This window comes from Chryseobacterium sp. 2P (genome assembly GCF_059579425.1).
Window position 1 is genome coordinate 966,510 of the sequence record NZ_CM184194.1, and the last position, 11,656, is coordinate 978,165.

10 protein-coding genes are annotated in these 11,656 nt (G+C 34.2%); 7 read left to right on the top strand and 3 right to left on the bottom strand.

Annotated elements, in window-relative coordinates:
- The first annotated feature begins 3 nt into the window (after positions 1-3).
- The 6 genes from AC52CF_RS04325 (at position 4) to AC52CF_RS04350 (ending at position 5,907) form a co-directional block, all read left to right on the top strand.
- Positions 4-966: an MraY family glycosyltransferase gene (locus AC52CF_RS04325; RefSeq protein ID WP_214590626.1), complete on the top strand. Its 963-nt coding sequence runs from the start codon at positions 4-6 to the stop codon at positions 964-966.
- A gap of 27 nt (positions 967-993) precedes the next feature.
- On the top strand, positions 994-1,539 hold the full coding sequence (gene rfbC / locus AC52CF_RS04330; protein ID WP_087709307.1) for a dTDP-4-dehydrorhamnose 3,5-epimerase: 546 nt from the start codon (positions 994-996) through the stop codon (positions 1,537-1,539).
- Between the two features lie 89 nt (positions 1,540-1,628).
- On the top strand, positions 1,629-2,930 hold the full coding sequence (rimO, locus tag AC52CF_RS04335; RefSeq protein WP_214590625.1) for a 30S ribosomal protein S12 methylthiotransferase RimO: 1,302 nt from the start codon (positions 1,629-1,631) through the stop codon (positions 2,928-2,930).
- Positions 2,931-3,338: 408 nt separating this feature from the next.
- Positions 3,339-4,121 (top strand): hypothetical protein, encoded by a 783-nt coding sequence (locus AC52CF_RS04340; protein ID WP_214590624.1) that lies wholly within the window; start codon positions 3,339-3,341, stop codon positions 4,119-4,121.
- A gap of 27 nt (positions 4,122-4,148) precedes the next feature.
- Positions 4,149-4,889 carry a hypothetical protein gene (locus AC52CF_RS04345; protein ID WP_214590623.1) on the top strand — a complete coding sequence of 247 codons (741 nt, stop codon included), beginning with the start codon at positions 4,149-4,151 and terminating at the stop codon, positions 4,887-4,889.
- Positions 4,890-5,535: 646 nt separating this feature from the next.
- Positions 5,536-5,907 carry a septal ring lytic transglycosylase RlpA family protein gene (locus tag AC52CF_RS04350; RefSeq protein WP_214590622.1) on the top strand — a complete coding sequence of 124 codons (372 nt, stop codon included), beginning with the start codon at positions 5,536-5,538 and terminating at the stop codon, positions 5,905-5,907.
- A 56-nt stretch (positions 5,908-5,963) separates the two neighbouring features.
- Here AC52CF_RS04350 and AC52CF_RS04355 read toward each other — a convergent pair whose 3' ends face one another.
- From AC52CF_RS04355 to AC52CF_RS04365, 3 genes are all read right to left on the bottom strand, one after another.
- Positions 5,964-6,728: an exodeoxyribonuclease III gene (locus tag AC52CF_RS04355; RefSeq protein WP_214590621.1), complete on the bottom strand. Its 765-nt coding sequence runs from the start codon at positions 6,726-6,728 to the stop codon at positions 5,964-5,966.
- 86 nt (positions 6,729-6,814) lie between these two features.
- Positions 6,815-8,359 carry a T9SS response regulator signal transducer PorX gene (gene porX, locus AC52CF_RS04360; protein ID WP_214590620.1) on the bottom strand — a complete coding sequence of 515 codons (1,545 nt, stop codon included), beginning with the start codon at positions 8,357-8,359 and terminating at the stop codon, positions 6,815-6,817.
- Positions 8,360-8,487: 128 nt separating this feature from the next.
- Positions 8,488-10,128 (bottom strand): S41 family peptidase, encoded by a 1,641-nt coding sequence (locus AC52CF_RS04365; RefSeq protein ID WP_375191140.1) that lies wholly within the window; start codon positions 10,126-10,128, stop codon positions 8,488-8,490.
- Between the two features lie 265 nt (positions 10,129-10,393).
- Between AC52CF_RS04365 and AC52CF_RS04370 the strand changes: the two genes are divergently transcribed.
- Positions 10,394-11,620, top strand: coding sequence for an HD domain-containing protein (locus AC52CF_RS04370; protein ID WP_214590617.1), 1,227 nt, complete (start codon positions 10,394-10,396; stop codon positions 11,618-11,620).
- The last annotated feature ends 36 nt before the right edge of the window (positions 11,621-11,656 follow it).

Genomic DNA, 11,656 nt, shown 5'->3' on the forward strand with positions numbered 1-11,656 from the left:
ACTATGGAATTTTTAATCGTAACAATTCTGCTTTTTATATCTATGCTCATCTATTTTAAAATAGCAGATAAATACAATATTATAGATAAGCCTAATCACAGAAGTGCACATACACAAATCACATTGAGAGGAGGAGGAATTATTTTTCCTGTTGCTTTCATTATATTTTCTGCATTTAATTTTAATGAAGTCATAGAAAACTACTGGTCATTTGGTTTAGGATTACTGGCAATAAGTACGATCAGTTTTATAGATGATATTGTAACCCTTTCAAATAAAATAAGGCTTTCCGTTCATTTTATTTCTGTAGTTTTATTACTGTATTTTACAGGAGCATTTAATTTAATGCCAATTTGGGTTTGGCCCATACTGTTTATTCTGATTATTGGTACCTTGAATGCTTATAACTTTATGGATGGCATCAACGGAATGACGGGTTTATACAGTTTAGTGGGCTTATCATCATTATTGTACATTAATGAAAAGGTAATTTCATTCACCGATGAAAATTTTATTCTTTATCCTGTTTTAGCCTGCGTCGTTTTTCTGTTCTTTAATTTCAGAAAAAAAGCAAAATGTTTCGCGGGTGATGTCGGAAGTATGGCAATCGCTTTTTGGGTAATCGGTCTTATTACCTTATTAATTATGAAAACTCAGGACTATAAATATATATTTCTTCTTTCCGTATACGGAATCGAAGTAGTTCTTACCATAGTAGAAAGATTACTGCTTAAAGAAAATATATTTGAGGCACACAGAAGACATTTATACCAGCTCTTTGCCAACGAAAAAAAGGTTTCCCATCTGCTGATAAGTTTTGTTTATGCTTTGGTACAGGCAATTATAAATTTATTTTTAATATATTCACACTGGGCAATCTGGATTATTATTCCTGTGATTTTTATTCCCGTAGGCATCATTTATCTCGGATTGAAATGGAGCTTGAAAAAACAATATCAACTATAATAAGTACTGATTCAAGAAATAAAAGTTATGAAAATAAAAGAAACTCCTTTAAAGGACTGTTATATTATAGAACCGACAATTTTCGAAGACGACAGAGGATATTTTTTCGAAAAATTCAATGAAAAGAAATTTGAGGAACTTACCGGAATGAACGGACATTTTGTTCAGGATAATATTTCAAAATCTTCTTATGGTGTTTTGAGGGGGCTTCATTTACAGAAAGGAGAACACGCACAGGCAAAACTGGTATCCTGTCTGGAAGGGAAAGTCTGGGATGTAGCGGTAGATCTTAGAGAAGACTCTCCAACGTTCGGAAAATGGTTTGGGATTGAGCTTACGGCGGAAAATAAAACACAGCTTTATATTCCAAGAGGTTTCGGACATGGATTTTCTGTTTTAAGCGAAACTGCCGTTTTCTCATATAAATGCGATAATTTTTATAATAAAGAATCAGAAGGATGTGTAAAATACAATGATCCGGATCTGAATATCGACTGGAAAATCTCTGACAGTGAAGCTGTACTTTCTGAAAAGGATGAAAATGCAGCAAGCTTTAAAGAAAAGAATTTTTAATATTATGAAAGCCACTTATTGAAGTGGTTTTTATTTTTTAATACAGACTCTTCAATATTTTGTATCTTTGCAAACTCAAAATCAAAAAGATGCGTACAAAATCCGTAGGGAAGAAAAAAATAAATGTAGTAACGTTGGGTTGTTCCAAAAATGTATATGATTCCGAAGTTTTAATGAGTCAGCTTAAAGCCAATGGTAAAGAAGTGGTACATGAAGACAAAGGAGACATCGTTGTAATTAATACCTGCGGATTTATAGACAATGCAAAAGAAGAATCTATTAATACGATTCTTGATTATGTAGAAGCAAAAAACAGGGGAGAAGTTGAGAAAGTTTTTGTAACAGGATGTCTTTCGGAAAGATATAAGCCGGATCTGGTAAGAGAAATTCCGGATGTTGATCAATATTTCGGGACGAGAGATCTTCCTATTTTATTAAAACATTTAGGGGCAGATTACAAACATGAATTGGTTGGGGAAAGACTTACCACTACACCAAAACATTACGCATACTTAAAGATTTCCGAAGGCTGCGACAGACCTTGTTCATTCTGTGCAATCCCTCTCATGAGAGGAGGTCACGTTTCAACTCCGATTGAAAAACTGGTTACAGAAGCACAGAAATTGGCAAAAAAAGGAACCAAAGAACTGATTTTGATTGCGCAGGATCTTACTTATTATGGTTTAGATATTTATAAAAAACGCGCGCTTGGAGACCTTTTAAAAGAATTGGTAAAAGTGGAAGGAATTGAATGGATTCGTCTTCATTATGCTTTTCCGAGCGGATTTCCGGAAGATGTTCTGGATATCATTAGAGAAGAACCCAAAGTTTGTAATTATATAGATATTCCTCTTCAGCACATCAATTCAGATTTACTAAAATCGATGAAGAGAGGGACTACTCACGAAAAAACGGATGCTCTTCTTTCAAAATTCAGAGAAAAAGTTCCGGATATGGCGATCAGAACAACGCTTATCGTTGGTTATCCCGGAGAAACTCAGGAAATTTTCAATGAGCTTAAAGACTGGGTAAGAGAACAGAGATTCGACAGACTGGGATGCTTTACTTACTCTCACGAAGAAAATACAGGAGCTTATGTATTGGAAGACGATGTTCCGCAGGAAGTGAAAGAAGCCAGAGTGGAAGAAATTATGGAAATCCAGTCTCAGATTTCATGGGAGAAAAATCAGGAGAAAATTGGGAACGTGTATAAATGCATCTTCGACAGAAAAGAAGGAAATTATTTTATTGGACGAACAGAATACGATTCTCCGGACATAGACAATACCGTTTTGGTTTCTGCAGAAAATACATATATTTCTATCGGAGATTTTGCGGAGATAAAGATTACCTCGGCTGAGGAGTTTGATCTGTATGGAGAATTAATTTAAAATTATTCCCAATTAGTTGATTTTTTATTAAAAAAAGACGTATATTGTTCTGATTAATATAATGTTATTGATTTATTAATAAAAATTAACATTTATGAAATCACGATTGTTAATTTTTTAATTTACTGATTATCAATATTGTTTTGTTTTTGTAAATTAAATTGTTAAAACTTTTTCATCTATTGTTATGAAAATAATTTTAAAAATATTAACTTTGCATTATAAAGAGATTTTACATAAGTATTAAGCTATCAATTAAGCTTTTATAAAATGTAAAAAAAATGTTTTTTGAAATTATATAATTAAAAATATTTTATTTTTACTAATGGATGCACACATTGGGGATGGCACCCTGATCTGAGAAACACATTCGTTAGTTAAAATGTAATTTAAAATCTTTAAAAACTTATGAAAAAATTTTTATTAACAGCGACTATGTTAGTCGGATTTGTAGCAATCGCTCAGGCTCAGCAAGGAAGAGTGGGGATTAATACAACTACTCCCGCTGCTACTTTAGATGTTGTCGGTACTCCTACTGACGCAACTAAGCCGGACGCATTATTGGTCCCTCGTTTGACAAGAGGTCAGTTACAGGCAAAAGATGCTGTGTATACTGCAACACAGAACGGGGCATTGGCATTTGTTTCCTCAATTGCTGATGGTGCTGCTTCTGGAAAAGCAGTAAATATTACTGCCACTGGATTCTACTACTATGATGCAACAAACTCAGTTTGGGTTGCCGTAGGTGGAGGAGGTTCTGCTACTGATACAAGTATTTATCTTAATGATGGTACTTTAGCAGGAAATAGAACTGTAACACAAAACAACAATAATTTAACTTTTTCTACGGGAACAGCAAAAACTATCGTGAATGGTAATTTCCAGACACAGGGTGCTGTATACGCTACCAGTGTAAGAACATATACAGGTTCTTCTAACGTAGACTGGAATTCTAGCGACTATTTAGTTGTTATTACAAATAATGCTATTAGCGGACAGCTTGCATTACCAAGCCCGACAGGAGCAAATACTGGTAGAGTTCTTATGATTAGAAATAATACGGGGGGTGCTGTAGCTCCTACAAATGCAAATGGTATTGCATGGCCTTTGAACTTTCCTAACTTAGCCGGAGGTTCTGCAGCTATGTTTATTTCAGATGGAACTAACTGGTGGAACAGTGCAAGTAGATAATACATTAATATTTAATAAAACAAAGCAATGAAAAATATATTTAGAGCCTTATTAGGAATTTCCCTTACGGTATTGGGTGTTAACTCTGCATCTGCTCAGGTAGCTAGTAATGGTATCGTAGCTAATAATATTACTGGAGAAAATCCATTCTTTGATGCTTCTTCTAATTTCGATACAGCATCTACAGGTACTGCCAATAATGTTGGAAAAGGATTGTATTTTCCAACTACTAACTTGGTAACCTGGACATTTAAAACAACAAATTTAGATGGTGTAACTTTCCCAACTGCTTTTGATGGTATGATTGTTTACAATAGCGGTACAGGTAATACTGTTTCAGGACAAGGTGTTCAGGTAGCTGTAACTCCAGGGTTTTATTACTTCTCTAATCCTGGTCAGTCTACAAGTATTGCCAATGGAAGATGGTTGCCATTAGGTGCTGCTTCTGCAAAATTTAATGCTGTAAATAACGCTTTAGCCGGTGTTGCAACAAACACATTGGTAGATGGTAATCCTGTTTATGCATATAAAGGACAGTTTACTACAACAGGAAGTTCAACAGCGGTAACTTTAGCTGTTCCAACAGGTCTTACTTCAATGTACGGAATTACAATCTTTAAAAAGGCTTCTACCGGAAATAAAATAGTTTTCTCTAAAGAATTATATTCTTATGATTCAACAACCGGTGCGGCAGTTACAGGTTCTCCAAGCATGTCTGTTGTTTATCCTGCAGATACTTATGACTATATTATTGAATATTTCAAATAATATTTTAAAAATATCTATATACAAAACCAATGAGACTTCTCATTGGTTTTTTTATTGATGAATTTGTTTAAATTTTTTATTAATCTTAAGTCTTAAAAACGCAGTAAAGTCAAAGATTTTTAATAAGGATTCAATCTTAATTTCATCGTAGATAAAATCTTTGCAGCTTAAGAGGAGAACGTATTTAATGAATATTTTGCGCCTTTGCGATGTTTATAGTTTAAATAATCAGAATGCTTTAAAATGTTTTTTGATTAAAGGATTTTTAAAAATCAAATGCTAAATATTATTATCCTGAATTCATACTAATTCATATTGATTGTAGGTCAGTATAACCGTGAGATCATCCAATTGATTTAAAATTTATTTGTTGGAAAACAAATGCTAAAATTCATTAACTTATTGATTGGTAGATGAATAATTATGTTAAAAAAATCTTAATCTTAATTATTTAGTTAAAATTGTTAACTTTTGCTTTTGTTTTTTAACACTTTTTAACACTGTGCCTTAAGTAGCCTGTTTATAGGGCGTTAAGAAAAATATTAACATAAAATTTTATTTTCATTAACACTTGTTAACAAATAAAGTAGGCACTTTAAAAGATTCCTTATAGATTTGCCCCTGTCAAAACCAATAAAATTTCAAAATGATGAAAAGATTCATTCTCGTAATCATAATGATGATTTCAACCCTTGGTATTTATTCTTTCAAAATGAATGCCATAGATGCGAAAAAAACAAGTTATGCATCGTACTACCACGATAAATTTAACGGTAGAAAAACAGCAAGCGGAGAGATCTTTGATAATGCAAAGTTCACCGCAGCCAACAGAACGCTTCCATTTGGAACAAACATTAAGGTAACCAACCTTAATAATGGTAAAGAGGTAATAGTGAAAGTAAATGATAGAGGACCTTACCATTCATCAAGAGCTTTAGATATGTCTAAGGCAGCGTTCGATGAAATCGGAGATACCGGCAGAGGTACAATTCCGGTGGAATATGAAATTGTCGACTAAAATTTATGATTTAAATTTTAAAAAGCCAACTGATTCAGTTGGCTTTTTGCTTTGTTTTAAAGGCTTAATTCTACCAGCGCAGGACAATGGTCAGAATGTACGGCTTCCTTCAAAATAACGGCTCTGGAGAGCTTATCTTTTAAACTGTAGGAAGTGAAATTATAATCCAGTCTCCATCCCTTATTTCTTTCCCGGGAATTTTGTCTGTAACTCCACCATGTATAATGGTCGGGTTCATTATTAAAAAACCTGAAACTGTCGATCAGTTCACATTCATTGATGAAATTCGTCATCCATTCTCTTTCCATCGGTAAAAAGCCGGAAACATTTTGTAAACCTTTCGGGTTATGAATATCTATTTCTTCATGACAGATATTAAAATCTCCTGAAATGATCAGATTCGGAATTTCTTTCTTTAAATTTTTAATGTACTCTAAAAAATCATGGCAAAACTGCATTTTAAAATCCAGCCGTTCGATATTTGAAGCAGAAGGAACATATACAGAAATGACGGAAAATTCATCAAAATCTGCACGGATGATTCTTCCCTCATTATCATAGCTTTCAATACCGCAGCCGTATTCTACATGGTTGGGCTTTATTTTAGACGCAATTCCAACGCCGCTGTAGCCTTTTCTTACTGCGGAATGCCAGTAACTGTGATATCCCAGTTTTTCGAGACTTTCAATATCGATCTGGTCATTTCCTGCTTTACTCTCCTGAATGCAGATAATATCCGGATCAGCCGTTTTCAGCCAGCCTAAAAAATCTTTCGTAAAAGCAGCACGGATTCCGTTGACGTTATAAGTGATTAATTTCATAATTCAAAAGTATTAATAAAAAAGAAGCGGAAAAAATCTTTGATTTTTTCCGCCCCTCTCGTCACCCGAAGTCAAACTATGAAAAACTACTTGGGTTCCAAAATACTGAATGGAATGATACACTCTTCCAGTGAAATCCCTCCATGCTGGTACGTTTCTTTATAGTAATTTACAAAGTGATTATAGTTCTTTGGATAAGCAAGGAAAATATTATTCTTCGCAAAAATATATTTAGAACTTAAATTTCCTTTCGGTAAAAACAGCTTTTCAGGATTCGTAATTGCCCAAACATCACTGTCGTCATACGTTAAACTTTTTCCGGTCTTGTAACGGATATTCGTAGAAGTTTCTCTGTCTCCTACAACTTTACTCGGTTTTTTTACGTAAACTGTTCCGTGATCAGTAGTAATCACCAGTTTGAAACCGTTTTCTGCGGCAACCTTGATGATTTTCAATAAAGAAGAATTCTCAAACCAGTTCAACGTTAAAGATCTGAAGGTTTTATCATCACGGATCAGCTGATCTACAATATGATTGTCCGTTTTCGCATGAGAAAGAATATCAATAAAATTATAAACAATTACCAATAGATCATTGTTTTTATGCTGGTTAAAATCGTCGTAAATCTTTCTCTCGAAATCAGCATTCAATACTTTCAGATATTTCATGGATTTCGAGCTTAAACCGATTCTTTTCATCTGATCTTCAAGAAAATCGCGCTCAAATTCGTTTTTATTTCCTTCTTCATTGTCGTTAAACCATTTGTCAGGAAAACGTTTTTCAATCTCTGAAGGCATTAAACCTGCAAAAAAAGAATTTCTTGCATATTGGGTTGCAGTCGGAAGAATACTGTAATAATAATCCTCAGAAACCTTGTTGTAATACTTCGTAAATAAAGGTTCAATAACTTTCCACTGGTCATAACGAAGATTATCAACCATCAGAAGCAAAACCTTATCTTTTTCAACCTCAGGTTTCACTTTATCCTTGAAAAGCGTATGGCTCATGATCGGTTTATCCGAATCGTGAAGCCAGTCTTCGTAATTTTTTTCAATAAATTTGGCAAACTGGATATTGGCTTCCTCTTTTTGTGACTGAAGAAGATCCGCAAACTCATTATCCGTTACTTTATCAAATTTAATTTCCCAGTTAAGAATTTTCTTATAATATTCCGCCCAATCCTGATACGTTCTTAAATAAGAAAGCTCCATAGAAAGATTCCTGAATTCCTGCTGATACTGCAGAATCGTTTTCTGCTCCACAAGGTTATCCTGCTGAAGATTTTTCTTTAATGACAGTAAAATCTGGTTAGGATTTACCGGTTTCAGGATGTAATCTGCAATCTGCGATCCGATTGCTTCTTCCATGATATGTTCTTCCTCACTTTTCGTTACCATAACGATTTTCAGTGAGTTGTCTTTATCCTTAATCATCGGAATCGCTTCAAGACCTGAAATTCCGGGCATATTCTCATCAATCAGCGTCAGCGCAAACTTCTCCGAGTCCATAAGTTCCAGAGCCTCATTAACGTTATTAACGGGAGTTACCTGATATCCCTTTTTTTCAAGAAAAACGATGTGTGGTTTAAGTAGATCTATTTCATCATCTATCCATAATATCTTTTCCGACATAATTATTTTTTTACATGGTTATTGTATCAAATTGCTGACCAATTAATTCTAAAATCTGCCAAAATCCGCAGACGTAAAGTTAAATATAAGTTAAATGAAATAACGGAATAATTACGTTTTTCTTTTATTTAATTTCCACTTTTTAAATATTCCAGAGCTCTTTCCATAATTTCGTCTTTTCCCTGCTGTATTCCCTTCACGGTCGGTCGTACGATAATATCCGGAATAATCCCGATGCGCTGCGTTTCTCTTCCGTTCGGATAATAGGCTCCCAAACCTGTAAAACACGTTTCGAGACCGGCAATATTAAATGAAATGACATCACCGTTTGCGCCGGAAGTATAGCCTCCGATTACTTTTGCTTTCGGATGCTGCTTAAGCATCATTACAGTAGTTTCAGCCTGACTTTGGGTAACTTCATTAACGAGAATGACCACATTTCCTTTATAATAGTCCGGATTATTTCTTCCAATGCTGTTTTTACGGCGGTAAAATTTGCTTAAATACCGGGTTTCAGGAAAAATAAACTCATAGTAAATTTTATTTTCTGGAAGCAATAATCTGCTTAAAGGCAAAATCGTCATATTCGGATAATTTCTGGAGTCGAAAATGATGGATTCCGTATTTTTCAGATTTTCAAACATGTTATTCAAATCAGATCTTTTAATCAACCCCATGTTCACATAACCCACCTTTTTTTCATCATCAAGAAACTTCCATTTTTCAGGAACCGGAGGATTTTCCCGGATAATTTCTTTTTGTGAGTACGTTTTTACTTTTAAGGCTGAATTTTTGCCATTCCTTTCAATTTTAAGCTCAAGTGAATCTTTATTGGTATACAGAAAAAGATATTTCGACTTGTTGATCTTTCCCCAGGAATTCGAAGCTGGAATATATTTTCCAAATAAATTAACTTTCTGAGGAATCGTTAATCCTTCAATATCATAAATAACATCGCCGGTTTTCAGCGGATTTTCTTCATTGAAAATATTCGGATAGGCTTTCGTTACAACAAGCTTTCCTTCCGCGTAAGAATACTGCACCGGAACATTTTTCCTTCCATATTGGTTTAAACTAATCAGCCTTGAAAATAAAAAAGCATGCGAATCATCCGTTTTGGTCACAAGTTCAGCTAAAGTTAAATGATAGCTTTCATCATTATCAACAGCAAGAAATTTAGGAATCATTTCTCGTAAAACATCATTCCAGTTCTGATCGGTTTTATATTTGTAGGCAAAAAAATATTCTGCATAATTCCAATATCTGAACAGTTCAAAAAGGGCAATTTGTTTTGAAGTAAATTTCGATCCGTAAGAATTTTCATTCCTGAAATAAACCTTTCTTCCGTTTAATCCGAAATAATAATTTTCACCGATATTCCTGTTGTTCTCAATAAATTTCAGCTTTTCACTTACATTTTCAGAAAAAATACGCTGATCATCCATCCATCCGAGATCAAAATTTTTTAAGAAATAAACTTTATCGTTATCATTTATACAATTTTTACAATCTTCAGTTTTTCCGAGACTTTCAATCCAGTTAGAATACAATTCATTCAATTGATCTTTATCGTTAATATTTTCAAGTTCATCAATTTTCTGAAATAACTGCTGATCCCAGTTAAACTTACCTTTTGCTACATTCGGATGATAGTATTTCAAAAATCCCCATACTTTACATAACGATTCAAGCTTTTGGGTTTCCGATAAAGCCTGTGCTGAAAATTGTAAACAGAAAAATAGAATGATAAAGAGTGAGAGTTTTCTCATGAAAAGGTTATTCAGTCAAAGATAGCTTTTAAACACAAACAGCACAACTATTTATTAGAGAAGATTTTTATCCAGCCTTTGCTGAGTGAAACGCCTTTCCGAACGAAAATATGCAGCACAACTGTAAAAAAAATCTTTGCGGACTTTGTGTTAAAAACAAATTCAACAAAGAAAGTTACTTTTAAAACAACAAACAGTTTAATGAAAATTAATTACCTCTAAAATATAAAATTCCTAAATTTGTTTGCAAATACAGACGTTTTCAATGCAGAACAAGCTAAAAATTATCAACGATCCCGTTCACGGATTCATCAAAATTCCCCATGAAATTTTATTCGACATCATCGAGCATCCTTACTTTCAGAGATTAAGAAGAATCGGGCAGACAGGACTTTTAAACCTGATTTTTCCGGGCGCGACACATACAAGATTTCACCACGCTTTGGGAGCCATGCATTTGATGTTTACGGCTTTGGAAACCTTGAAGCAGAAAGGCGTGAAAATTTCAGAAGAGGAAGAAAAAGGGGCAATGTTGGCGATTTTAATGCATGATATTGGTCATGGTCCGTTTTCCCACGCTCTGGAAAGTATGCTGATGGACGATTGGCATCATGAAAAACTGTCTTTATTGTTAATGAATCGTCTGAATGATGAATTTAACGGAGAATTATCCTGCGCTATCGAAATGTTTCAGGGAAAATACCACCGAAAGTTTTTCAACCAGCTTATTTCTTCACAGCTTGATGTCGATCGTTTGGATTATCTGAAACGGGACAGCTTTTTTACGGGAGTTTCCGAAGGAAGCATCAATACACAAAGAATCATCTCCATGATGAACGTCTGTGATGAGGGCGAGCTGGTAATTGATGCAAAAGGCGTTTATTCTATTGAGAATTTCCTCACGGCCAGAATGTTTATGTATTGGCAGGTGTATTATCATAAAACATCCGCTCTGGCAGAATTTCTTTTGGTTAAAATTCTGGAAAGAGCCAAGCTTCTGGTTTCACAGGGAATCGATTTGGTGGCAACTGAAAACCTGAAATATTTTCTGCATCGCGGAAAAAGTGCAGCCACGGATGAAGATGTGGAACGTTTTACACAACTTGATGACAATGATATTATTCAGGCAATGAAAAACTGGCAGAATGCAGAGGATATGATTCTCTCGTATTGGTGTAAATGTGTGATCCAGAGAAACCTTCCGAAAACCATTATTTCATCTCATCCTTTTGAGCCGGGTTTTATTGAAGAAAAAATAAAGAATGTGAATGAATTTTTCGGAATCGATAATGGGAGCGAACTCGTACACGAAATAAAAAGAAAACTCCTTCCTTACGATACCGAAAAACAGCCGATTTATCTGTTGCAGAAAAACGGTAAAAAAATACGTCTTGACGAATCGGAAGACCAGCTTTTATCGGGCTTGATGATAAATAAAACCACAAGATATATTCTTACATTTCCAAGAAATATTTCACACATTATTTCTTAAAGAATATTAAAATTCACGTTCCGAAAACTAAAAAAT

Bases quoted from the DNA above. Each gene is read 5' to 3' on its own strand.
- AC52CF_RS04325 (WP_214590626.1), top strand. From the start codon at position 4: ATGGAATTTTTAATCGTAACAATTCTGCTTTTTATATCTATGCTCATC.
- rfbC (WP_087709307.1), top strand. From the start codon at position 994: ATGAAAATAAAAGAAACTCCTTTAAAGGACTGTTATATTATAGAACCG.
- rimO (WP_214590625.1), top strand. From the start codon at position 1,629: ATGCGTACAAAATCCGTAGGGAAGAAAAAAATAAATGTAGTAACGTTG.
- AC52CF_RS04340 (WP_214590624.1), top strand. From the start codon at position 3,339: ATGAAAAAATTTTTATTAACAGCGACTATGTTAGTCGGATTTGTAGCA.
- AC52CF_RS04345 (WP_214590623.1), top strand. From the start codon at position 4,149: ATGAAAAATATATTTAGAGCCTTATTAGGAATTTCCCTTACGGTATTG.
- AC52CF_RS04350 (WP_214590622.1), top strand. From the start codon at position 5,536: ATGATGAAAAGATTCATTCTCGTAATCATAATGATGATTTCAACCCTT.
- AC52CF_RS04355 (WP_214590621.1), bottom strand. From the start codon at position 6,728: ATGAAATTAATCACTTATAACGTCAACGGAATCCGTGCTGCTTTTACG.
- porX (WP_214590620.1), bottom strand. From the start codon at position 8,359: ATGTCGGAAAAGATATTATGGATAGATGATGAAATAGATCTACTTAAA.
- AC52CF_RS04365 (WP_375191140.1), bottom strand. From the start codon at position 10,128: ATGAGAAAACTCTCACTCTTTATCATTCTATTTTTCTGTTTACAATTT.
- AC52CF_RS04370 (WP_214590617.1), top strand. From the start codon at position 10,394: ATGCAGAACAAGCTAAAAATTATCAACGATCCCGTTCACGGATTCATC.